The organism is Vibrio sp. PNB23_22_6 (assembly GCF_052877535.1).
Genome location: NZ_JBNFXP010000001.1, coordinates 383,437 through 406,053 on the forward strand (window position 1 = coordinate 383,437; position 22,617 = coordinate 406,053).

Consider the following 22,617-nt stretch of genomic DNA (forward strand, 5'->3'; position numbering starts at 1 on the left):
TACACGCATGAAGTCTCGGCAAACGTACGCCTACGGTGTACTGTTTCATTTAACTGGCGATCCCAGGATGGCAGAGCCGGCCTAATAAGAATAGAAGTTCATCTTGGGAATGGGCGGAACTAGACCACGCGGCAATGACATTGGCGATGCAGAATGGTCAAGTCGGGGGACATTGCCCTACACCACTCGTAGTTTGATGGATGTCTGGGTCGACCATCAATATGGGGGGAGTGAACCCAAAAACAACCAAAGCATTCCATTGGGGAAAGGGCTACTACCAATTTGATCATGCGCTAGTAGGAACACTTGCATCAGGGTCACTCAATAAAACACCTGTCACTCTGTATTATGCGATTAAGGACGCTCACCAACCCTAATCCCGTATTACTTCCAAAGGCAGGTCAATGGCATAAATAAAACGGAAACGGGAGTGATTGAATCCGTCACTTATCGCCACATCACTCCTTAATACTCGCACTCTAGGCTCACTAACGAACCATGCTATTTAATGACTGCTGACTTCTAAAGCGGTCATAGTCTTCAACTAACAGCTGATGCTGATAACGTCGGTATGACAACGCTTCATTTGAAACGACGATTTGATTCTCTTTTTCAATCAACTGCGCTTGAAGCACTTCAATTTGTTGGTGCTGTTGGCTGTGATTCTGATACATCGCAACCAGACCACATACCGATGCCACGAGCAACGCGAACAGCACAGCGTTAATGGTTTTAATTTGAAGCCCCATAACCTCTCCTTGTTCCTTGATGTCCTTAATTTCCGGTGAAATGCCATGATGAAAAGAACGTCTACACACTAAGAGCACAAAACTCTAAAACGCCTTAAAACCAATTGAGGTAAACTCTATTTTTAAATTTAATTATAGGCTAACAGCAGAAAAAGTAAGAAAAACTTCAAGAAATAGAAGATGTTTGGTGAATGAGAGGTGAGAACAGCGAGTGTAGACCCCCCCGCAGGTTCATAAAAAACAGTCCTGAAATGCTTGGCGTGTGGCCAGCCGCTCATACCAACGAGTAATATGAGGTGATGTTTCTGAAGGCTTGAAACGCCGTATAAAGCCCTTGAAACTCAACGACGCGATGCCACATTTCCACTTGAGCGCATTCTAGTGGGTTTGCACCAAACAGTGCCAAGTCATTTTCAAACACCTCACCGAGGTAACGACAAATGGCCACGCTTTCACACAGCGTCGTTCCATCATCGAGCTCTAACACTGGTACTTTACCGTTTACGCTTTTTGTTTTAAATGCATCGGTCAGGTTGTCACCTTCACGAACATTCAGCACCAATCGCTCAACCTCGCCTCCAATTTCCTTAAGAAAAAGGTTAACTCGCTTACAACTCGGCGTCATTGCGGTTTCATAAAGCTTCATTTCACATCCATTTATCTTTTTCTAACTGACTGGTTAGGTTATACTACAGTGAGTTTATAAACGATCAGTCAAGAACTTCACTATCAAAAAATTTCAAACCGTTTTGGGTCTGTTTGCTAGGCGAAATTTTTGATGCCATTTGTGGGTTCACATGAATTTGGGGTCATGCGCTAACGCGATTTTGGTTCAGTTAGAACGCCTTTAGGTTCTCTGTCCATCCCTCCAAAATAGTTCAATTACTAAAAACAGGCCCAGGTAGGTAATATATGGCAAGAAAGGCCAACTTCGATCGAGATGTAAAGCTTCTCATGGCTATGGATGTGTTTTGGCGCAAGGGCTTCGCGAACACCTCCATCTCGGATCTCACTGACGAGTTGAACATCAATCGCTTCAGTCTTTACAACACCTATGGTGATAAACAGCAGCTTTACTATGAGGCGCTCGATACGTATTTAAAAAAAGTCTCACTGCCCTCTTTAACGGATTTAGAAAATGAAGGTGCGTCACTTTCAGAATTAGAATCATTTTTGAGGGCATTTGCTAAGCTACAACGCAAACGCAGCTGTGGTTGTTTTATTCAAAATGCATTGATAGAGCACGCCGGAGAAGACGACGATGTACTACGTAAAGGCCATTACCTGTTTGACTACCTTATCGATGTCTTTTCTGATGTGTTAAAAAACGCACAGAAGGAAACCTTGATTCCGAAAACACTGAAACCAGAAGACCTGGCTCGATTTATTCTTAACAACATGCAAGGCATGCGTGTGCTCGGAAAAGCAAAACGTTATACAGATCTAGATACAGCTCTCTCCTGCTTGCTAGTTTTGATTAGGAAATAACATGTCGATTAAAGTGATCGCGGTTCGTCTAACCAAAGGCATGGATTTAAAACAGAACCTTGAACTGCTCGTCAAAAAACATGATATCAAAGCAGGTTCGATTGCTTCTTGTGTTGGTTGAATCTCTGACCTCAAACTTCGTTTGGATGGCGTAGAAGGTACGTTAACGAAACACGCGCCATTTGAGATTGTGTCCGTGATGGGAACGCTTACACCAGAACATCAACACGCTCATATCTCAGTGTCTGAGCAAGAAGGATGTGTTTGGGGCGGGCACTTGATGGAAGGTACTCTCGTTGATACCACGGCAGAGTTGATCATCCATTCTTATTCGGAGCTCCAGTTTACAAAAGCCATGGACGACTCGACTGGCTATACCGAGCTAGAAGTTCACTCCTTAAACTGCAAATAAAGGAAACTCCAGAGCCATATTCTTGTGATCCCTGGAGCTTTATCTAGTATTCAGTGGAAGGTAAGTCTCATTGAAAACATAAACCCGTTCCAAATCGCTCTTTATTCCTAGATTAGATAACAAACCTCATCACTTTCGACTGTCATTTTACAAGCATTCAAACAATACGCTTCATCTTCCCAAAAGGGTCACTAAACCCGATAAGTGCATCTGTACTTGGGCTAACTTTGTTCTAAATGTTCTTTAAAGAACCTTACCGTACGCTCCCAAGCGAGCGCCGCTTCTTCTGGTGCATAACGTGCCGTCGAGTCGTTATGGAAACCGTGATTGACATTCTCATACATTAACGCCTGATACTGAGCATCGGTCGCGATCAGTTGCTGCTCATAAGCAGGCCAAGTCTCGTTTACGCGTTTATCGAGTCCCGCAAAGTGAATCAACAAAGGGCCTTTTACTTGTTTCTGTAGTTCTTGCGCGGCAGGCGTTCCATAGAAAGGCACCCCAGCATCAAGCATATCAGGCATCACTGCGGCAAGCATGTTGACGATATAGCCACCAAAACAAAACCCTACCGCGCCAAACTTACCGTTGCCACTTTTATGTTGTTTAATGAAATTCGCTGCAGCGATAAAGTCTTGCTCCATCTTGGATCTGTCCAATTCTTTTTGCATTGCTCGGCCTTCATCATCGTTACCTGGGTAACCACCAAGTGGATAAAGCGCGTCAGGAGCAAATGCAATAAAACCGTCTTTACCGAGTCGTCTAGCGACATCTTTGATGTAAGGGTTTAAGCCTCGGTTTTCATGAATCACCAACACCGTTGGCGATTTTAATGTCTTCTTTTGCGGCATGACCAAATAACCACGCCCTTCTCCGTGTCCATTCGGTGACGGGAAAATTGCGTAACTGGCTTTTATTTCTGGGTCATTAAAGGAGACTTGCTCGGCAAGAGCGTAATTAGGCGTCAGCGCACCGACAAGAGTCGTCATGCTAAAGCCTAATATAGCAAGGCCGCTAAGCCTGTTGAGAAACTCACGGCGAGAGATCTTTCCATGCGCGTATTCATCGTACCAATCGAACGCTTCCTGTGGAATAGGATGAGAAGCCTTTTCACTCGAAGTGGTATGCTTTAGAACCATTATCCATGTCCTCTGTATCTACCATTATCGGATTTCAAAATCTCAATCGAGCTTAAAACGAACGCGATTGAGGCTAGAACTGCAATTCGCCCCCTCATATAAAACAAAGCGATAAAAATATCATTGGCGAGCTAGGATCTTTTACCTTCTTCAAACAATAGATAATGGATTCAGATTCAACAACTTTGCGCTGTGGGTTTTACAAGCTTTTACACTTTGGTTTTACGTATTTAAACAGTACGCCTGCCAATATGAGAATGCACGTTCAAACGATTTTTCTCTGTCATGCATTTGTGCAAACAAAACTACTGTCATAGTCGCCAGTACCGTATTCCCCATTTGATTCATGTCGGCTAAGGATGTGCCAAACGGACAACGTTTCGGCATTGTCACATCAGACAACATTTGCTCCGTCCAGTAATGCGAAGTTACGCCGCTCGTTTGGCTCAGCCATACCGTTTGGCTTACTTTGGGATTGTATTCCGATTCACCCGATTGCCCTTTGAATGAGACTACAGCGTGAGCGGTTTGACCTATTTCATATTCGACTTCAGCATGAAGTTGTTGAAACCCTGGATGGAAGCTACCACGAATACCAATCGTTGCCTGTCCAGGATTCAGCGCTCGAACCACAGTATTAATCGGCGTTCTGAGCCCATAACGATTCTTCCAACCGATCATGGTTTCAGCTTGAGGCGCAAAGGCATTAAGCGGCAAGTAAACAATGTTCTGCGTTTCTAACACACGCTTTGCTTCTTCAGCTGAGTTGGCCTTGGTAATGGCAAACGTGTCGAGGTAATCTTCAGCGTGCAAGCGTTCTGATTGACGATCGTGATAGCCGTGCATCAACACTTTATGTCCATTTTCAGCAAGGATCTTCGCCGCCAACAAATGCCAAGGCTGGCCTGCCGCTGCTCGCTTACCTGCGTAACATGGCCAGTCGATCTCTGCACCAATAGCGGGCATACGGGATTGGAATGCTTTTACAAAGCCAGCGATTTCTTGTTGAGTCTCGTTCTGTACGCGGATCAGCATCAATAACATCGCCATCTGATCGTCATCGCATTCACCGTTTAGGTATTCATCCATCACACGAAACGCTTGGTCAAAGTTAAGTGGCCTTCTACCACGTTCACCACGACCGACTGTTCTGATACATTCCAAAATGCTGCTCATATTTCCTCGTATTCCGACACTGACTGTACGGTTTCTATTAATTGTTAGCGCAGTTTGACGACTTCTTCCATCACAATCAATGCTGGGCGCACACCTTTAAGTATCATCAATAAATCCTTGAGCTCATTGAATTGTGTAACGTGAACCTGTTGCTGTGGGCTGCATCCATGAGTAATAACTTCCACAGGGAAATCGCGCGTCAAACCAGACGGATTAAACCCGTTTCTATCTGCGATGACTTTTCTAAGCCCATGCAGAATAGCCGATTACAGCGGTAATGTCCGGTATCAACTCTTAAGCAATGAAATGTTTGACCAGCTACAAGCAAAAAAAAACCTCTCCCGAAACGAGAGAGGCTACATTGCCTATAAAGCTCAAAAAAGTAATACCCTATCCGCTTAACCGCCTGCTAAGGAAAAGCGGCGCATCGAGTTAACGATGAACATAAGAATGCAAACCCGATGCCAATTTCAAACACCCTTAATTTTCAACAACCTAATAAATTCAGATCTCACTTTATATTTAGCAATGCACTGATTAAGTGCGGATTTGTATCACAGAAGTGCAGGATTAGCGGCCTAGTTGCATGACCAAGCGCAGCTCTTCATCACCGAAATAGTTTTCATCTTCCTCCACGGCAATAAAGCCTAATGAGCAATAGAGTATGTAAGCTAGTGCATTATTTGGATCAACGGTTAATTTCACTACCGATTCCGCTCCCACTTTCGCCAACACCTGCTCCACAAGTCAACGCGCAACACCCTTGCCTCGATGTGCTGTATCTACCGATAATGAAAGGATCCATTGGGTATTATTTTCACTACTTGCTTCCATTAGAGCGTTACCCGCGACACGCACTTCTTTCATTCTACTTGATTCCAAACTGGAGCATACCTGTACTGGAAACCCCAGATCTGTCGTCACTCGCTAGTACAATGTGGCTTGCTATTCCTGTCGTGATCTTCTCATTCAGCCATGCGGCTGCGATCTCAAGTTTCGCGAATGTTCAGCGTCGTCACTATGGTAAAAACGCAGATGTAAAATACGAAATGATCCTACGCCGTACCAGTGTCATGTTGATAGCGTTTGTTCTACTGTTTGTCTTCTCATGCGTTCTCGCTCTTTCACCAGAGCAGCTTTCAGAGGCTAAATCGCTAAACGTATCCGTGATCTCTTATCTTGCGAACGCAACTGACAACCCGTTTATTGCGATGCTTGGCCCACTTGTCGCGTTTGTGGCGATTACGTCGTCTTTCCTAGGCCATTTTCTCGGCGCGTGCGAAAGCTTAAATGGTTTGATTACAAAGCATTCAGACATGCCGAAACAACGAGTTGATCGCCTTAGTGTGGTAATACTATTTATCTCAATTTGGATCGCTGCCATTCTGAATCCAAGCATTCTCGGAATGATGGAAGCGCTATCAGGCCCAGTGATCGCCATGATTTTGTTCATTATGCCGATGCTGGCAGTCTACAAAGTGGAAGCCTCAAACAATATCGTGGAAAAGCGTCGACTTACTTTGTAATGATGACGGGTGTTGTTGCGGTAAGTGCGTTTATTTATAGCCTATTGAGCTAATTTAGTTGATGTGAGTTTGATTTTCAGGGGAATACCTTATCTCTCGATGGTAGTTCCCTGAATTTCTCTCATTTAATAAGGCATGCTTAATAGGATTCGTTCCGCTATTAGAACAGAACGAAAGCGACCGCTATCATTGCAATTGACGCGATACAAGTACGTCCAATAATACCGAAGTGGGATGGTTGAATCATTTCATTGTGCATAGGAAAACTCCATTCTTATGATAACAGCCAATTTTTTCTGGCTTACTAACACTATGTATAAAAACACTATTCTTCACAACCACAATAAGATGAAACTTTTATGACAGTAAGATGATATTTTGTATAAAGATAAAAGGTATCCGATGCAACTCCCCTTTCTTCCTTAAGTATACCCAAGTAACCTCAGGTGCTAGGTTCAGCGAGAATGGCTTGGTTTGAAGGCGAGGCAATACTTTGAAGATCTAGTGGTTTTAAATCAAAAATTGTTAACAAAGCATACGAACCAAGGCCCTTATTATCCGCAAATAGGGCCCTTTGAGAGCGTGTCACGGAAGCTCGTTCTTTGTTGAATAAATAGCATCGTCAAACAACTTGGAAAGAGCTTGCTATTACGCTGCGTTGTTTTCCTTGCTTACTTTCGGTAAACAGGCAATCAGTGACAACGCTCTGAATCCTGCATCTTGAAGTCACTTGGGTATAACACACTATCAACAACTGAAAACGTGGTTTTCCCTAATTCCACATTGACAGTTGCACGCTTCGGCTCTCAAAATGTATCTTGAAAAACGCCTACACGATATCCTAACTAAGCGTCGGAAAAAGCATGAATAAATATAAATCTCTTATTATTGCAATTGCATCACTGTTTTCTACTGCCTGCAGTAACCAGCAGGCTGCGCAACTGGGGATGAGAAGTAGCAGTGTTAATGTTTATGCACAGCAGATGAGCAGCATGCAATTGTGTGAGACGCTTTATTACAAACGTCCATCTAATCAGACGCGTGTTGCCATTGGAGCCGAGTTCAACCGTCGCGGCCTGAGTAAGCGTTGGTGTGATCAACAATATCAGCAACTTTACGTTGAAAAGATCGTCAATGAAATGCTCCTGCGAAAAGAACAAGCCAAGACAAAACCAGAGGTAACCATACAACCTGCCATATAAGACAGCGCATTGCATAAAAATCAGGAAATAGCGCTAGCTTTACTGATTTTTATATATTCATCTACCTTTCAATTATCTAGATTTCTATTTCCCTTCAATTCGTTAACGCAAAGTTAATGTCATGCGTCGGAATACAAACGTAAACAGAATATAAACGGTTTTCGTTTTCCTCTTTAACCGCTAGCTTTGTTTAGATCTGTATCAAGGAGTATCAAACAGGGTTAACAATTCCAAACAAAGACATGAGGTCAAAGATGGAAACACGCATTAATCAAAATACAAACTATTCCACTTAACTGAAAGTGTCACTCAGTGTTAAGCAGGAAAGCGTGATGCACTCAACGATACAACTCCTTTCCCTATGGCAACCTACTGGATAAATTCAATCAATTGCTTTGCAATATCGGTGTTGTTCTGAGAACCCACAAACTTTTGCGATCCTTTACCATAGGCAAAAACTTGCACATCCACCGCGGTATGACCCTTTGTCGTCCAGCCGGTATAGCTCTGCTTATTAATCACATCTTTCACTTCTTGATACAGTGCCTTGACTGGCTCTTCACTTTGCTTAGCTTGCTTCAATTGTTGGTATTGTTCGTCTGACAACCCCCAATCAACAGACTCAGACCATGCTTGTCTAATATCCGTCGATTTTGCTAAAGCCATTGCCAACGGCCATGCGGTTTGGCGTACGCCTTTGATTACCTCCGTATCCCATCGGTATTTGCCGTCAGACCCAATTGTTAAGCCGCCCGTTGAGTGATCAGCCGTCACTACCAGCAAGGTATCAGGATGCGCATCAACATACGCTTTGGCGAGTGCAATAGACTTCGCGAAATCATCCATTTCAGCCATCGCACAGGCGATATCATTAGCATGGCCACACCAATCAATTTGACTGCCTTCAATCATGACGAAGAAACCATTATCTGTACGTTGCAGCAAAGACAACGCTTTGTTCGTCATCACTTCTAAACGCGTTGGGTTCTCATCCAATGCAAATGGAAAAGCTTTATCCGCAAACAACCCCAAGGCAGGCAAGGTTTGCAAAGATGGTAGAGCTTCAAAGTCCGTTAGGTACTGGTAGCCTTGCAGCTTAAATTCTTCCGCCAAATTTCGATCTTCACGCTCAAAATAACGAACCCCACCACCTAACAATAAATCGACCGGCAAATGGCCTTTAATTTCATTGTCTAAGTAATCATCGGCAATTTCATCGTAGTTACGGCGTGATTCGTTGTGAGCGGCGAAGCTTGCAGGTGTTGCATGGTTAATTTGAGAAGTCGCGATCAATGCCGTCGTCATGCCCTGTTCTTTTGCTATTTCTAGCATGGTTTTGACTGGCTTTTTATCGCTATCCACCGCGATCGCACCATTATAACTTTTAACACCGCTGCTCAATGCTGTTGCACTGGCGGCGCTGTCAGTGACAAAAGTATCGTCATCTGGATAGGTTTTTGCCATACCAACCAAAATCGCGTCATAAACAGTGGGCTCAATTTCTTTGGTATCTGGGTTATCTTGGTAATAGCGGTACGCCGTGGTAAAAGCAGGCCCCATGCCGTCACCGATCATATAAATGATATTTTTAGGAGTATCGTCTGCGTAAGCAAAGCCAGCAAAAATGCAGGCTACAATTAAGGCGTATTTCGTTTTCATATCTCATCCATGACATAACGCGATGTTGCCATTGAGGCATTCATCATTCTGTATACCTAATACTATCATGCAGTTAGGATGAAAAGGGATGTTAGTTAATATTTTTACAACGAGTATAACCAAGTGACCTCGAGATGTTTGGTTCCGCGGCAATGACTTTGGGGTAATCATCTTCGAAAGAGTATCACCTCAGTACGAAGCTTCGCTTTCTCCGTGTCGTTAGGATTATTCAGGTAACGCTCAATACCAAGCGGTTTACTCTTCACCTTAATACCGTCATACCGTGTAAGGCTCATCGCCATCGACCAAGCATTGCCCAAAAACACATATTCTCCTTGATGCTCTACCACAAAGGTATCGCAGGCCGGGATAGTACCAGTCACAACGTCACCGATTGCACTGGTTCCTTCTTCAACAGGTAAGCAAGTAATAAACTCGAAGTAGCCTCGCTTCATATCCATTGATAAGTAGAAACTGAACAGCTCACCTGTCACTCGCACATTATTTTGTTCGACGAGTTCATATAAGCGCGCGACATTCTCTTGCATTATTGGGCCAATTTCTTGAGTGACTCCAGCTCCAGATAATCCAATGTAATTGATTTCTCCTTGCTTTCGACTCCCTATTTCGATGAGTTCTGACAGCACTTTTCCAGTTTCCAACTGACTTTTGAGCATACGCAACCCTCGGTCATAATCCATTTCCACCATCGATTTAAACATGCCTCTCAAGAAGAACAAGAACCAAGGAACACGCGACTGCATTCGCCATTCAACAAGACAGCCTTTATTTAACGGTGTCACGAGAAACGTCACTTTTGCTTGGCTTTTAAAAGGACGAAAGAAATGCAGCTCCATATCCAGTCGATGAGCCTGAGTGCTTTCAAGCACAATAGCTCCGGTACCGATACGTGTACCATTCCACTGGAACCCTGACCCAACTCGCCCTTGTTCAGGGCTGTAAGTGAGATCGCAGTTGGGTTCGAGTATGAGCCAAGGGGACCACTCAGGCCAACTCTTGAAATCCTTTATATAATTAATGATTTCAACCTGAGTTTTATCGATTTCAATGCCTCTACTGACCTGATACGAGAGCATAGTCACTCCTTGCGCTTTTTCTTTCACTTACTTAGTCTAATTCAAATCTTAATTTTTTATTCTTTCACTCAGGGTTAGAACAAAAAAGCCAGAGGACAGGCTCTGGCTTTGGGTAATAGACGAAGTAAAATGAGATGGCTATCGGTTTTGCAATGAAATGAAATCAACTTGTGCGGAGAACCTAACGCCATCATCAGCAAGGTCAAATTGCCAGTTCATACGTTCACAAATCCGTTCAACAATAACCAGCCCACATCCATAACCTGCATTGTAAGTCTCATTACCATCATGGCGATTAACAATCGTTAACTTCGTACCATCCAGCTCGATTTGGATATCACCGATACTGTAGCTAAACGCATTCTTAATCAGGTTATTGATGACGATAGTTACAAAGCTTTCTGGCGCATGTACTTGTCCACTATTCAGTTCAACCAGTTGATACGACGAGTCCTGTTTTGCAAACAAAGGCGACAGTTCTTCAAGCTGCGCATTGAGGCAAGCTATCAGCGCGTGATCACCAAAATGCTGCGACTCAACGCTCTCTTTACCCAAAAGAAGAAAGGCTTCTGTGAGCACTCGCATTTCTTCGCACGCCAACTGCATTCGCGCAATGGCCTTCTGCGCAACTCTTGGTTGTTCCGGTATGCGACTTAAAATATCCGTCGAACCTTGGATGACCATAATTGGTGTGCGTAACTCATGAGAAGCAAATCGACTGAATTCTTGCTCACGACGGAAAAAACCAGCAATGTCACTTTTGCTATCCAACAATGTTTGCTCGATATGGCGCGTTTCACTGAATTTCGTATCCACCTCAAACGCTGGGCGATCTGGTGGCATTTGGCCAATTTTTTGTTCAATTTGAGACAGCGGACGCGATAGGCTGCGCACCATGTAAATGCTGTAACCCATAATGAAAAATAAGAACACGCCACCAAGAAGAAACGTCAGTTGATGCAGAGAACTTTCATATTCATCCAAGTAATCATCTGAGTCATCATGAAAAACGATATACATAAGCCCTTTACCTGATGGATGTTCAAGCACCACAAAGTGCTTATCCTCATCGCCTAAAAGGTACTCGTAAAAACCTGGCGTTTTAAAGGCCAGTAGCCAACTAGGCGTCGGCGCCTCACTCCAGTAAGAGTCAAACTCAAGCACATTCGGCAAAGGTGCGTCCCAGCCCAGTTTTTGGTAATTATCCTCATACAGTGCTGCTTCAGTATCGAGCCAGTGATGTAAGCTAAGAATTTCTAATTTGTTCTCTGCCACATAAATCAGCGACCAAAATAACGTAAACATCACAAATGTCATAAAGCCGAAGCCCCAACGTATTTTGCGATAAATACTTGGGTATTGGCTATGCTTTGAGTCGGTAACCTTGTCCATGAATGGTCTCTAATCTGGAATCGTCAAAACCTTTATCTAGTGCTGTTCGGAGGCCATAAATGTGGCTACGTAGCGCATCACTACCTGGGGGCTCATCTCCCCATACACTCTCTATCACTTCATTGCGAGAAACCGTTGCGGGTGCACGCTTAATCAACAGTTTTAGGATTTTGGTTTGAATGCGGCTGAGCTTAATTGCCTTGCCCATGCGCGTTACTTGATCGGTACGGGCATCAAGCTGGATATCAGCAAATTTCAGTGTACCGATATCTTGTCTCGGCCCACGGTTCGCTAACGCATGCACTCGTAAACTCAACTCCTGCATGGCAAATGGCTTCATCAGGTAGTCATCTCCACCCGCATGAAATGCCGCTACCTTGTCGTCCAAAGTATCTTTCGCGGTTAAGAATAAGATTGGGGTACCACAAAGGTGATCTTGGCGAAGTTTCTGTACGGTGCTGATACCGTCTAACTTCGGCATCATGATGTCCATTATGATCACATCATAATGATTTGCTTGAACTAAATTTAGCGCTGCTTCTCCATGATAAGCGCAATCAATCGTCATTCCCTCGAGCTCTAGATAGTCCGCAATGGTCTCGGAAACATTGTGGTTATCATCAACAATCAAAATTTTCATAGGGCTCACGTTTCTTCACGATCACTTCACGATACAAAACATAAGATACAACCAAATTAATAAATAAGCTTTCAAATTTAGGTCGATATCATGAAAAAACTATTACTTGTCTCTGCTGTAGGTCTTGCGTTGTCTGGTTGTGGCGGCGGTTCAGGTGGTGGCAATGGTGACAACAATGGTGGTTCAGTGAAGCCACCTGTAACCGAACCAACTGTTGCGTCAGTGACTGGTTCTATTGAGGACGTTAATGGAAACGAAATTACCGTAAACGGGCTCAAATTCACCGTTTCAAATGTGAAGTTTAACAACATCGAATTGGAAAAATTTACTTTCACTGATGCTATGAAAAACATGGTAGTTCGAGTTGACACTGCGCAGAAAATCAATACAGCAACAGTTACACTAGAACCGACAATGGCAGGGAGAATCAACTTTATTGATGAAGATAAAGGAATATTCTCTATCAACGGTATTCAACTCGTATACTCTGATTTAAAAACTTCTGGTATTGATGATGGAAGCTGGGTTTTAGTTTCTTCTTTACCAACAGCAAATGCCGGTTACAAGGTTCTTTCCGTTGTTGAGATTGATGTAGAACATGAGTATCCGGGACTAGCAAATCACTATGAAATTGAAGGTCGAATTGCACAAATGAACGCAAACGAAGCGATGTTTGTGCTTGGCTCAAACATAAACGTTGACTACAGCAACGCAGCCCTGCCTCATGCTGGCTTGAAAGTGGGACAATGGGTAGAGGTTGAAGGCCACAGCTCAGGTGACCACTTCGTCGCAACGGAAGTTGAGTTAGACGGCTATGACATTGATGATGCATTTGATGACAGTGATATCGAAGGTATTGTCACTTCAGTTGAGGACTTGCATACAAGTACGCCAAGCTTCACTCTAAACTACCGTGGCTCATTCGTGACTGATTCATCAACGTGTTACCGCTTAGATGATAGTTACCGCTGTGATGCGAACCTAAAGAGTAAACTAAAACAAGGCGTGGAAGTTGAAGTAACATCTAAGTTTGTATCAGATCAGCGTATTGCGTCTATCATCGAATTTGAACAACCAGATTGGGATGACAACCAAGGCAACTGGCAAGGTAAAGAATTTGAATGTGAAGGTCGAGTTTCTAACGCCATTTACAGCGCAGATACTAATGAACTAGTATCGTTCACAGTTTCTCATTGTGAAAATAACGCAGAACAAATTATTGCAGACAATGAAGTGATCATCGATGCACAAACTCGCTTTGAAAATATCGATAAGATGAACATCAACGATGCATGGGTTGAAGTGGAAGGCATCATCATCAATGACCAAAACGTTGCTCGCGAAGTTGAACTAGAAGACTAACCCCTTATCAAAGCACCATACACGTGGTGCTTTTTCGTTTGTGCGTATTCCCCTTTTCTCTACTATTCTCACTCAAATACGTATAATCAAATGAGGGATTAAGCAATGCGTAAAATAACACTGCCACTGATTATGCTTTTTGGTGTTTGTGCTTCAGCAAGTAGTTTCGCGGATTCACATGCCGTGGATTCACATGCCGCCGATTCGCATGAAAGATTACTAAAGTTTGGTTGTACAGGCTTAGTGAACAGTTACGACGCTTCAACTCGTAGTTTTGTGCTCTCCTGCCAAGCCGAGCATGTGCCAGACTTTCAAACAAAAACAGTGATGATTGATGACAATACTCAAATTACTGGTATCCAAGAATCTAACCTAGCAGGTGCCACTGTCGAAGTTGAAGGCGTGGTTGTTCACGGTAAAAACTTAGCAAAAGAAATTGAACTTGGTGGCGACTAAGCTGGATGACGTCCACCCATATTCAGGATAAAAAAAAAGAGCATCGCTTTATGAAGAGATGCTCTTTTTGGTATTGATTGATTCGAAATTAAGCCGTTCCCGATCCAATCCAATGGTAATGATGATTGGCTTTTTTACCGACAAGTCCCAGCTCGCTGAGTTTTTCAAAGACCTTGTCTACCTCTTCTGCTGACAATCTAAATTGCTTAGAGACTGCCTTCTTCGTACAGGTAATTTGACGCTCCCCTAGTGCCTCACTCACTTGTTCTATCAACGTTTTGGACTCTTCAGGTTCCGTTGGTTGTGCCGCATCAACCTGCTCGTCCTCTTTGATATGAGGAAGGTAACCCGCCGGTTCTGGTTCGATATCTCGAACATTCGCGAGCGTGACGCCACCGTAGCGATGAAAGAATTGACGGAAGCGCTGCTCCTCACCAATCAAGCCCACGAAGAACGCAGCAAAGAAGTCCAATAATATTGACAGGAACACAACCAACCCCAATTGCGCTTGCGAAGACGTTGTGCCGAACGCCTTTGCCAAGCTATCAATGAGTCCAATAACGGAACCTTGTGCAACTGGTGGCAAGCTATCTCGCTCCATTGCTAAACGTTGTTGCTCTTCACGTAGCTTCTTATTTTGTTCTTGAATACGCGTTACACCAGTGGCAATTCGCTCCATCTCAATGTACTTCTGCGCCGCCATATTATTAAGCTCAATCTGATTGTCGATTGACGTAATTTGACGGTTGTACCCTTCGACTTTTGCTTGCTCAGCAGAGATATGGCTTTGTGCCGTATTGGTTGCACTGTTAATGCCACCAATACTCCCCCCAATCGAAATCGCTGCCAGTACCAAATAAAATACTAACGCGGTAAGTGCGCCTGTGTAATTTCGGTGTGCACGACGCTCACCGTATTCATACCAAGCGTAAAACTTACCAGCTTCAAATATGATGGCCAGACCACCAAATAACGCCTGCATCATCGGGTTTTCATCGATAGACAAAAACAGTAAAAGAGAAAAAATTGTCGATGCTAAAATCGCAGCCCCTGTGAATGCATAGACACTCACCATAGCAAATCGACCTTTAGGATATCGATATCCGATCTGTTGTTCGTATTTCATTTTTGGAATTTCTTAATTATCCGTGAAACCCTGATAAAACGGAGCTTCAGGCAATGATAAAGGTGCGAGAGAATACCGCATCCTCGACGAGATTACTGTCATATTTCCGTTAACGACAAGCAACTGAAGATTAGATAGTCACTTTGAACTCATATCCCACAAAACTAGCACGTAAAACCACCACCACAACTATCGATATGACGAGCTAGCAACACGCAAACATGACGATTGTCGAACAACCTACTCTCTGAATTAGGGTATTGCTATTTGAAGCACACCTCGGCCCAACGAGCCAACCCTGCGGTGACTGAGCCAAAGTAGTTGCCACTCACCACGGGTATATTCGGTAAGACCGTTTGCACAGCATCACGAAGAATTGGTGAGCGCGCTGAACCACCGGTCATAAAGATAGCATCAGGTTTTACCCCTGCTTGCTCGACTGCCTCTGTCACTAATGCGGTCATTTTATTCTTAGGAGATTCAATCGCCTCTATCATTTCATCACGCAGTACATCGACCTCAATCAATTCAGAAAGAAGATTGATGCCTGCACGGTAAGAGGATTGATCTGAAAGCGCGACCTTGGCCTCCTCCGCTCGACGTACAATGTTATAGCCAAGAGACTCGTGGTACACCTCCAGAAGACGCGCGAGTTTCTCTGGTTCTTGCGCTTGTTTTTGCAACAACTTTAATGCGGCAAGGTTTTCACGAGAATAAAAATCACTTTGTGCTTCTACATTGTTGATCGCGATTGGATTCCAGAACTGAGTCGTTGGCATCAGAATGCCCGACTCCATCTTACTTTCCATGCCGAATGGGAACATCAATTGTTTAAATGCTAATGCAATATCCAGATCGTTACCTCCGACGCGCTGGCCGCTATGCGCTAGCAAACTTGCCGTTCTGTCAGCTTTACCACGCCAAGACGGCCCCATTTGAATCAATGAGCAGTCAGTGGTACCACCACCAATATCGACAACCAAAATGGTTTTATCTTCCGTCAGCGTTGCTTCGTATTCTAAACCTGCAGCAACTGGCTCAAATTGAAATTCTACATTTTGAAAACCCGCACGCTTTGCCGCTCTCAGTAGAATGCCTTCCGCTTGAATGTTGGCCGCTTCACCGCCGCGACCGTGGAAGTTGATCGGACGACCGATTACCGCATCGGTAATGATTTGCTGTGCATCATGTTCAGCTTGCGACTTGATGTTATCCATCATGGCGCAAACGAGATCCTCAAAGAAGCTCAGTTGAACATCACGCAGACCTGACGCCCCCAAAAACGACTTGGGTGACTTCACGTAATAGATATCACGCGGGTCTTCCAAGTAGCGTTCTAACGCGGCTTGACCAAACACCATATCTTCAGGCTCAAGTTCAATGCTCTCTTCACGGTTGAAGTTGATGGCGCGGCGCAGGACTTGCTCGCCTACCTGATCAAAAGGTTTGATGCTGCGATGACGAAACAGATGCTCAGATACCGATTCACGAGTTGGTGCCGCTAAAGTGGAAGGAATGTAAGGGCTACTCCCTTCAAGGTTTAGCAACTGAGGCTCACCTTGTGCCATTTTTGCTACCGAACAGTTTGCGGTGCCATAGTCAAAACCGATATACATAAGTCCTCCCACTGACGGAAAAAAAGGTCGGCAATGCTAACTCAACATCAATGGAATTTCTATACCCAAATAACCTCAAGATGCTTGGGTATACAGTAACAAAACAGAATGCGTGGTGTTTATTCTTTCTTCATGGATGGCACAACCACGGCAATCAACAGAGCAAGTAGCAAGAACACTGGCGTTAGTTTCAGTCCTTGCCAAATAGAATAATCATCATGGAATAACCAAAAAATCCCAATCGTAAGTAAGTAGGAAAAGTAACAGCAAAACACCAAACTTATCGCAACAAAACGAGTTCGATTGATCACTAATACACGAACTAAATATTGGCTGAAGATACCGGCACAGTGTACCGCGAATTGCCAATTTATAATAAAACATGCCAATGCGACAAACCCTGCCACTAGTAAGGTATCATGGGTATTGAGAATAAAATAACTGCCAAATCGACTCATAATGATCGGGTAGTCACCTTCGTAAACTATCGACCAAGAGATCGCATTTGCCGCAGCGACGAAATTAGCGAAATACGCAATGGCGTAAAAGGTAGTTTGTGAGCTGAATGGTCGAAATACTTCAGAGCAATAGCCTCGCCACTCTTCTTGGTTGGTAGTAGGCCCAACCCAATTGCGTTTTTTGCTTGGCATGCGCTCAGAAAAAGCAGGGCCGTTACGAAACAGCAGCCAAAAAATGGTCAGCGCCAATGCCACTAAGAGTATTGCTAACATACCCACCCCCCTTCAGAAATGTCCTTTCCACTGCCAATGGCGTTGGGGTCGTAAACTGCACTTCCCTAGATTATCGTGCTTAATCTCGTTTTAATGCACTGTTAAACATCAAATAATATTTTTTTCTCTTTGTTAAGGTTTAGCACACGATGGAAGGAGTTGCTGAATCTGGGTAGGACAAACAGGCGGGAATATCATCGCCTACCCAATAAATCTAAGCCTCGAGCTTTTCCTCAAAAACACCGAGCTCGCGGCCAAGCCAAATCGCGCGCTCAGTATGGTCAAGCAGCTCTTCATTACTCACAGGGTGGATGAGGGCAGAGAAAACCCCGCGATGGTTATCTAACCAAGCAACAAATTCTTCGCTCAGCGATTCTAAGTGCATTTCGAACATGGGCATTTTATGCGGGCCAACTAATTTGCATACAAGTGGGAATACGTGCAACACATCTTCGCGCTCTCTGCGAATAATGTCATTTAAAGCCTGCGCTTCTTCCTTTCGTTGCAACGGAAAATAAACGTGAACGTGATACATAACTTCTCCATGATATTCTCAGGGTATGCTCCCTTTAATGAGTCGCTACACTACCTCTATCTCCTAATGACTTCAAGAAGCAGGCTGTCTCACTGCCTCGTAACGCTTCGATTTGAGTAGGCAATTTTGTTGCAACATTCCTGTCAAACTCAGTGATTCCATTCAATTTAGAAAACGTATAACGCTAAAAACCAGTGCATTAGCCTACCAACTCACGGTGTAAGCAAAACTTTACTGTTGGACTCAGCCCGGATTAAAGCATAAATTAACATTTTGTTTACACTTACTGTATCTGGTTATACCAAGAATCATTACTGGATTAGGCGGTGTAAACAGCAGTAATAAGTAACGCATTGCGTTTTCCAAAGCACAAGTTCGTTAAACGCAGCATTGGTATAAGTGCGTACTATTAGAACACTAACCCTAGGTATAGCCTTTTGCGCTGATATCAATGCTTGAGTACTCATATTGGCTTTGATTTAACAATGAGCAGCTGCAGTCCAAAAGACCCGCAGCGTCAAAAGGAGCTTGAGATGAACGTTCAGGCATTACCCATGCATCGGTTTATCGACCATGATGGGAATCTCGTTAGCCAACTACCCAATTGGGCTGACTTAAAAACCTTGGTCGGGTTCTATCAAGATATGGTATTAACTCGCACCTACGATAACAAAGCCGTTGCCTTGCAACGCACTGGTAAACTGGGCACCTACCCTTCGCACCTCGGCTCAGAAGCCATTGGCATTGCGGTGGGCAGAGCACTAAAAACCAGCGATGTGTTTATCCCTTATTATCGCGACATGCCTGCATTGTGGTGTCGTGGCATCGGTATGGAAAAAAACCTGCAATACTGGGGAGGTGATGAGCGAGGCAGTGTTTTTACCCCAGAAGGTAGCCCGATACCTAGCCGAGATTTACCTTTCTGCATTCCTATCGCAACACAGTGCACCCATGCTGTCGGAGTCGCTTCAGCATTGAAGATCCACGGTAATCACGACGCTGCTTTAGTCATGTGTGGTGACGGTGCGACTTCCAAAGGCGACTTTCTTGAATCCATTAACTGTGCTGGTATCTGGAATATTCCATTGGTGTTTATGGTGAACAATAACCAATGGGCAATATCCGTCCCGCGTAGTTTGCAATGCGCCGCTGAGTTTTTATCAGAAAAAGCCAAAGGGGCTGGTATACCCGGTATTACTGTCGATGGTAACGATGTTGTTGCCGTATTCGATGCGACAATGAATGCCCTCGACCGAGCCAGAAAAGGCAAAGGCGCGACGCTTATTGAAGCGATCAGCTACCGTTTAAGCGACCACACTACAGCAGACGACGCTACTCGCTATCGTAACGAGGATGAAGTCCAAACCGCATGGCAATACGAACCAGTTCGTCGCCTCAAAGTCTTCCTCACTAACCAAGGCGCTTGGAACAACGAGCAAGAGCAACAGTGGCAAGAGCACTGTAAAGAGCAAGTTGAACTTGCGGTCGAACGCTATCTCAAGATGCCAAATCAGGCACCAGAAACGGGCTTTGATTTCCTTTACGAATCTCTTCCACAAGAGCTTCACGCGCAAAGGGATGAACTGATCAACAAAGCAATGCGTATGCAGGGAGGAAAACATGGCTGAACTCACGTTAGTTGAAGCGGTGAACCTCGCGCTGCATCATGAAATGGAACGCGACCCTCATGTAGTCGTCCTCGGTGAAGACGTAGGTGATAACGGCGGTGTATTCCGTGCGACCGTTGGGCTAAAACAAAAATACGGCCTTAAACGTGTTATCGACACCCCCCTTGCCGAAGCCCTAATTGGTGGCGTAACGGTCGGTATGGCAACGCAAGGATTACGCCCTATTGCAGAATTCCAGTTCCAAGGCTTTGTCTTCCCCGCATTGGAGCATTTGATGTGTCACGCCGCGCGAATACGTAACCGAACTCGAGGACGACTCACCTGCCCTGCGGTGTTCCGTGCGCCGTTTGGTGGTGGGATCCACGCGCCAGAGCATCATTCAGAAAGTGTCGAAGCACTGTTCGCCCACACCGCTGGTTTCAAGGTGGTGATTCCGTCTTCTCCTCAACGTGCATACGGGCTACTGCTTGCCGCGATTCGTAGCAATGATCCGGTGATGTTCTTCGAACCGAAACGCATCTATCGCACAGTGAAATCTGAAGTGGTGGATAACGGCGAGGCTCTGCCTCTCGACACTTGTTTTACCTTACGCAAAGGTCGCGACATCACATTAGTGACTTGGGGCGCGTGCGTGGTGGAATCACTACAAGCGTCTCAAACACTATCAAATCAAGGTATTGAAGTGGAAGTGATTGATTTGGCCAGCATCAAACCGATTGATACCGCGACCATCTTCCGCTCATTAGAGAAAACAGGACGCCTGCTTGTGGTGCACGAAGCGAGTAAAACCTGCGGTGTCGGCGCTGAGCTTTTAGCTCAAACCGCTGAGCATGCGATGTGCTTGCTTAAAGCGCCACCAAAACGCGTCACTGGCATGGATACCATTATGCCGTACTACCGCAACGAAGATTACTACATGATTCAAGAGGAAGACATTGTGCTGGCCGCACGCGAACTCGTGGAGGATTGGAAATGAAGACGTTTAATTTACCTGATCTCGGCGAGGGTCTCGCTGAATCAGAAATCGTAAAATGGCACATTGATGTTGGCGATATGGTCCAACTCGACCAAGTTGTACTCACCGTAGAAACCGCCAAAGCGACCGTTGATGTGCCTGCCCCATACAGCGGCAGAATTGTGAGTCGTCACGGGGAAGAAGGCGACATAATTAACATTGGTGCTCTGCTTCTGGAAATCGATGAAACCGGCGCAGAACAAACAGTCTCCGAGCAAAAACAAACTGCTGATGCAGCAACTGTGGTGGGTAATGTATCCCAACATGCGCACAGCGTGAATGTGGATGACTTCTGGATTGGCGGCGAACATAACCCATCACCAGACAACCTGATCACCGCTCTTCCCTCTGCTCGCTTACTAGCTAAGAAACTGGGCGTAGATCTTGCCATGGTCACAGGCAGTGGGCCTGATGGCTTGATTGTCGATTCCGATATCTACGACGAAGCTGGCAAACAACGCCCAGGGACCGAAGTGCTGAAAGGTGCACGCCGGACGATGGTTTCGACCATGGCGGAATCTCATCAAAACGTCGCGGCCGTTACCATCACCGAAGAAGCCGTGTTAGATGGCTGGAAAGAAGGTGAAGATATCAGTATCCGTTTGGTACAAGCCATCGTTCATGCTTGTCAGGAAGAGCCCGCCATGAATGCCTGGTTTGACGCAGAAACCATGACGCGCTGTGTCCACTGTACTGTCAACATTGGTATTGCCGTAGACAGCCGACACGGTTTGTACGTGCCTGTTCTTCGACACGCTGATGAGTATGAGCCACAAGAGGTACGCCGTTGGCTAGACCAAACTGTACAAGGTATTCGTGGCAGAAAAATTGGCCGCGAGCAGTTGCAACATGCGACTATTACGCTTTCAAACTTTGGCGCAATTGCAGGCATTTACGCAACACCCGTAGTCACTCCTCCACAAGTCGCGATTGTGGGTGCAGGTCGAATCATTGAGAAAGTGGTGATTCGAGATGGACATGCCGTAGCGGTTAAGGCGATACCACTGTCGATTACCTTTGACCACCGCGCATGTACCGGTGGTGAGGCAGCGAGGTTTACTAAAGTACTAGCCGCGCACTTGAGAAAGCCGAGTTCCTAGCGAATGATCACCAGTAATCAGCAAGGGCTTCCAGTTGGAAGCCCTTTTATTGTGAGGGTTACTTTCGCGTTAAAGAGAGATTACCCACTCACTCATTCTTCGCTATAGGGAATAACTCGGTTAGGTTTGTACTCGCTGAAAAGAATCTTAAGACTCTGATTATTTGAAAAACTTATAGCGCATCATTCCAACAAGCCTAAGCGCGACTAGGAATCTGAGGGCAAAGAGCACTGAAGGGCTTTCATAGCAATGAACCCGCAGCGCATTTTGATAACAGATTCTGAGTCACGCTCGTTCCTCGCTGTTCAGAATGACGACTTAAAGTAGTGAGCAGGAAAGAGATTTCCTGCTCGTTCGTTCTTCATTCTAAGGAATGACGCTGTCTGGTATGCACTCAACAAAAAGCGCCTTAAGAATCTGATTCTCGTTAGGAAATTTTAGCGCGTCATTCCAGCAAGCCTAAGCGCGACTAGGAATCTGATTGGCAAAGTGCACTGAAGGGCTTTCATAGCAATGAACCCGCAGCGCATTTTGATAACAGATTCTGAGTCACGCTCGTTCCTCGCTG

20 protein-coding genes and 3 pseudogenes are annotated in these 22,617 nt (G+C 44.9%); 10 read left to right on the forward strand and 13 right to left on the reverse strand.

Annotated elements, in window-relative coordinates; translation table 11 throughout:
* The first annotated feature begins 200 nt into the window (after nt 1-200).
* Complete coding sequence (locus tag ACVA54_RS01670) at nt 201-377, forward strand: hypothetical protein (protein WP_446639839.1); 177 nt, start codon at nt 201-203, stop codon at nt 375-377.
* Between the two features lie 111 nt (nt 378-488).
* Here ACVA54_RS01670 and ACVA54_RS01675 read toward each other — a convergent pair whose 3' ends face one another.
* Together ACVA54_RS01675 and ACVA54_RS01680 are read right to left on the reverse strand one after the other, a co-directional pair.
* Nucleotides 489-749, reverse strand: coding sequence for a hypothetical protein (locus tag ACVA54_RS01675; RefSeq protein ID WP_099081076.1), 261 nt, complete (start codon nt 747-749; stop codon nt 489-491).
* 286 nt (nt 750-1,035) lie between these two features.
* A pseudogene (locus ACVA54_RS01680) lies at nt 1,036-1,395 on the reverse strand (glutathione S-transferase N-terminal domain-containing protein); the annotation flags it as partial.
* A 266-nt stretch (nt 1,396-1,661) separates the two neighbouring features.
* Here ACVA54_RS01680 and ACVA54_RS01685 point away from each other — a divergent pair.
* A complete protein-coding gene (locus ACVA54_RS01685; RefSeq protein WP_446649354.1) occupies nt 1,662-2,237 on the forward strand; it encodes a TetR/AcrR family transcriptional regulator in 576 nt (191 codons plus the stop codon).
* Between the two features lies 1 nt (nt 2,238).
* Nucleotides 2,239-2,649, forward strand: a pseudogene (locus ACVA54_RS01690) (PPC domain-containing DNA-binding protein).
* Between the two features lie 221 nt (nt 2,650-2,870).
* On the opposite strand, the gene ACVA54_RS01695 reads toward ACVA54_RS01690, so the two are convergent.
* The 3 genes from ACVA54_RS01695 to ACVA54_RS01705 form a co-directional block, all read right to left on the reverse strand.
* Nucleotides 2,871-3,788 carry a dienelactone hydrolase family protein gene (locus tag ACVA54_RS01695; protein WP_446609078.1) on the reverse strand — a complete coding sequence of 306 codons (918 nt, stop codon included), beginning with the start codon at nt 3,786-3,788 and terminating at the stop codon, nt 2,871-2,873.
* Nucleotides 3,789-4,010: 222 nt separating this feature from the next.
* A complete protein-coding gene (locus tag ACVA54_RS01700) occupies nt 4,011-4,964 on the reverse strand; it encodes a glycosyl transferase family protein (RefSeq protein ID WP_446581536.1) in 954 nt (317 codons plus the stop codon).
* Nucleotides 4,965-5,534: 570 nt separating this feature from the next.
* Nucleotides 5,535-5,696 (reverse strand): hypothetical protein, encoded by a 162-nt coding sequence (locus ACVA54_RS01705; RefSeq protein ID WP_446617148.1) that lies wholly within the window; start codon nt 5,694-5,696, stop codon nt 5,535-5,537.
* Between the two features lie 122 nt (nt 5,697-5,818).
* Between ACVA54_RS01705 and ACVA54_RS01710 the strand changes: the two are divergent.
* Nucleotides 5,819-6,543 (forward strand): annotated as a pseudogene (locus ACVA54_RS01710) (amino acid permease); the annotation flags it as partial.
* An 810-nt stretch (nt 6,544-7,353) separates the two neighbouring features.
* A complete protein-coding gene (locus tag ACVA54_RS01715; RefSeq protein WP_099081071.1) occupies nt 7,354-7,692 on the forward strand; it encodes a hypothetical protein in 339 nt (112 codons plus the stop codon).
* Nucleotides 7,693-8,061: 369 nt separating this feature from the next.
* On the opposite strand, the gene ACVA54_RS01720 is transcribed toward ACVA54_RS01715, so the two are convergent.
* The 4 genes from ACVA54_RS01720 to ACVA54_RS01735 all read right to left on the reverse strand — a co-directional run bounded on the left by ACVA54_RS01720 (nt 8,062) and on the right by ACVA54_RS01735 (nt 12,480).
* On the reverse strand, nt 8,062-9,351 hold the full coding sequence (locus ACVA54_RS01720) for an alkaline phosphatase (RefSeq protein WP_446649355.1): 1,290 nt from the start codon (nt 9,349-9,351) through the stop codon (nt 8,062-8,064).
* 167 nt (nt 9,352-9,518) lie between these two features.
* Nucleotides 9,519-10,448, reverse strand: a complete 930-nt coding sequence (locus ACVA54_RS01725; RefSeq protein ID WP_099081069.1) for an SRPBCC family protein — start codon at nt 10,446-10,448, stop codon at nt 9,519-9,521.
* A gap of 138 nt (nt 10,449-10,586) precedes the next feature.
* A complete protein-coding gene (locus tag ACVA54_RS01730) occupies nt 10,587-11,840 on the reverse strand; it encodes a sensor histidine kinase (RefSeq protein WP_119463932.1) in 1,254 nt (417 codons plus the stop codon).
* A complete protein-coding gene (locus ACVA54_RS01735; RefSeq protein WP_446581533.1) occupies nt 11,812-12,480 on the reverse strand; it encodes a response regulator transcription factor in 669 nt (222 codons plus the stop codon). Before ACVA54_RS01735 ends, ACVA54_RS01730 begins: the two co-directional genes overlap by 29 nt.
* Before the next feature lie 90 nt (nt 12,481-12,570).
* Here ACVA54_RS01735 and ACVA54_RS01740 point away from each other — a divergent pair, with 90 nt between their 5' ends.
* The gene (locus ACVA54_RS01740) at nt 12,571-13,842 is read left to right on the forward strand and encodes a DUF5666 domain-containing protein (protein WP_446649356.1); all 1,272 of its coding nucleotides are present in this window, start codon (nt 12,571-12,573) and stop codon (nt 13,840-13,842) included.
* A 105-nt stretch (nt 13,843-13,947) separates the two neighbouring features.
* Nucleotides 13,948-14,298: a DUF5666 domain-containing protein gene (locus tag ACVA54_RS01745; RefSeq protein ID WP_099081065.1), complete on the forward strand. Its 351-nt coding sequence runs from the start codon at nt 13,948-13,950 to the stop codon at nt 14,296-14,298.
* Between the two features lie 88 nt (nt 14,299-14,386).
* Here ACVA54_RS01745 and ACVA54_RS01750 read toward each other — a convergent pair whose 3' ends face one another.
* The 4 genes from ACVA54_RS01750 to ACVA54_RS01765 all read right to left on the reverse strand — a co-directional run bounded on the left by ACVA54_RS01750 (nt 14,387) and on the right by ACVA54_RS01765 (nt 18,306).
* Nucleotides 14,387-15,424 (reverse strand): Preprotein translocase subunit SecY, encoded by a 1,038-nt coding sequence (locus ACVA54_RS01750; RefSeq protein WP_099081064.1) that lies wholly within the window; start codon nt 15,422-15,424, stop codon nt 14,387-14,389.
* A gap of 263 nt (nt 15,425-15,687) precedes the next feature.
* Complete coding sequence (yegD, locus tag ACVA54_RS01755) at nt 15,688-17,040, reverse strand: molecular chaperone (protein ID WP_446649357.1); 1,353 nt, start codon at nt 17,038-17,040, stop codon at nt 15,688-15,690.
* 119 nt (nt 17,041-17,159) lie between these two features.
* Entirely contained in the window at nt 17,160-17,771 is a 612-nt protein-coding gene (locus tag ACVA54_RS01760) for a hypothetical protein (RefSeq protein ID WP_099081062.1), read from the reverse strand.
* Between the two features lie 214 nt (nt 17,772-17,985).
* A complete protein-coding gene (locus ACVA54_RS01765; protein ID WP_119463936.1) occupies nt 17,986-18,306 on the reverse strand; it encodes a DOPA 4,5-dioxygenase family protein in 321 nt (106 codons plus the stop codon).
* A 533-nt stretch (nt 18,307-18,839) separates the two neighbouring features.
* Between ACVA54_RS01765 and pdhA the strand changes: the two genes are divergently transcribed.
* Genes pdhA through ACVA54_RS01780 form a run of 3 tightly spaced genes read left to right on the forward strand, consistent with a single transcriptional unit; the run spans nt 18,840 to nt 22,049 of the window.
* Nucleotides 18,840-19,934, forward strand: coding sequence for a pyruvate dehydrogenase (acetyl-transferring) E1 component subunit alpha (gene pdhA / locus ACVA54_RS01770; RefSeq protein WP_446642966.1), 1,095 nt, complete (start codon nt 18,840-18,842; stop codon nt 19,932-19,934).
* Nucleotides 19,927-20,910 (forward strand): alpha-ketoacid dehydrogenase subunit beta, encoded by a 984-nt coding sequence (locus ACVA54_RS01775; RefSeq protein WP_446609083.1) that lies wholly within the window; start codon nt 19,927-19,929, stop codon nt 20,908-20,910. Before pdhA ends, ACVA54_RS01775 begins: the two co-directional genes overlap by 8 nt.
* Nucleotides 20,907-22,049, forward strand: coding sequence for a dihydrolipoamide acetyltransferase family protein (locus ACVA54_RS01780; protein ID WP_172438196.1), 1,143 nt, complete (start codon nt 20,907-20,909; stop codon nt 22,047-22,049). Before ACVA54_RS01775 ends, ACVA54_RS01780 begins: the two co-directional genes overlap by 4 nt.
* Nucleotides 22,050-22,617 lie beyond the last annotated feature (568 nt).

Coding starts and splice junctions, on each gene's coding strand:
- ACVA54_RS01765 (WP_119463936.1), bottom strand. CDS start 18,306: ATGTATCACGTTCACGTTTATTTTCCGTTGCAACGAAAGGAAGAAGCG.
- ACVA54_RS01730 (WP_119463932.1), bottom strand. CDS start 11,840: ATGGACAAGGTTACCGACTCAAAGCATAGCCAATACCCAAGTATTTAT.
- ACVA54_RS01750 (WP_099081064.1), bottom strand. CDS start 15,424: ATGAAATACGAACAACAGATCGGATATCGATATCCTAAAGGTCGATTT.
- ACVA54_RS01775 (WP_446609083.1), top strand. CDS start 19,927: ATGGCTGAACTCACGTTAGTTGAAGCGGTGAACCTCGCGCTGCATCAT.
- ACVA54_RS01715 (WP_099081071.1), top strand. CDS start 7,354: ATGAATAAATATAAATCTCTTATTATTGCAATTGCATCACTGTTTTCT.
- ACVA54_RS01745 (WP_099081065.1), top strand. CDS start 13,948: ATGCGTAAAATAACACTGCCACTGATTATGCTTTTTGGTGTTTGTGCT.
- ACVA54_RS01725 (WP_099081069.1), bottom strand. CDS start 10,448: ATGCTCTCGTATCAGGTCAGTAGAGGCATTGAAATCGATAAAACTCAG.
- ACVA54_RS01735 (WP_446581533.1), bottom strand. CDS start 12,480: ATGAAAATTTTGATTGTTGATGATAACCACAATGTTTCCGAGACCATT.
- ACVA54_RS01740 (WP_446649356.1), top strand. CDS start 12,571: ATGAAAAAACTATTACTTGTCTCTGCTGTAGGTCTTGCGTTGTCTGGT.
- ACVA54_RS01720 (WP_446649355.1), bottom strand. CDS start 9,351: ATGAAAACGAAATACGCCTTAATTGTAGCCTGCATTTTTGCTGGCTTT.
- ACVA54_RS01675 (WP_099081076.1), bottom strand. CDS start 749: ATGGGGCTTCAAATTAAAACCATTAACGCTGTGCTGTTCGCGTTGCTC.
- yegD (WP_446649357.1), bottom strand. CDS start 17,040: ATGTATATCGGTTTTGACTATGGCACCGCAAACTGTTCGGTAGCAAAA.
- ACVA54_RS01685 (WP_446649354.1), top strand. CDS start 1,662: ATGGCAAGAAAGGCCAACTTCGATCGAGATGTAAAGCTTCTCATGGCT.
- ACVA54_RS01780 (WP_172438196.1), top strand. CDS start 20,907: ATGAAGACGTTTAATTTACCTGATCTCGGCGAGGGTCTCGCTGAATCA.
- ACVA54_RS01695 (WP_446609078.1), bottom strand. CDS start 3,788: ATGGTTCTAAAGCATACCACTTCGAGTGAAAAGGCTTCTCATCCTATT.
- ACVA54_RS01670 (WP_446639839.1), top strand. CDS start 201: ATGTCTGGGTCGACCATCAATATGGGGGGAGTGAACCCAAAAACAACC.
- ACVA54_RS01700 (WP_446581536.1), bottom strand. CDS start 4,964: ATGAGCAGCATTTTGGAATGTATCAGAACAGTCGGTCGTGGTGAACGT.
- ACVA54_RS01760 (WP_099081062.1), bottom strand. CDS start 17,771: ATGTTAGCAATACTCTTAGTGGCATTGGCGCTGACCATTTTTTGGCTG.
- pdhA (WP_446642966.1), top strand. CDS start 18,840: ATGAACGTTCAGGCATTACCCATGCATCGGTTTATCGACCATGATGGG.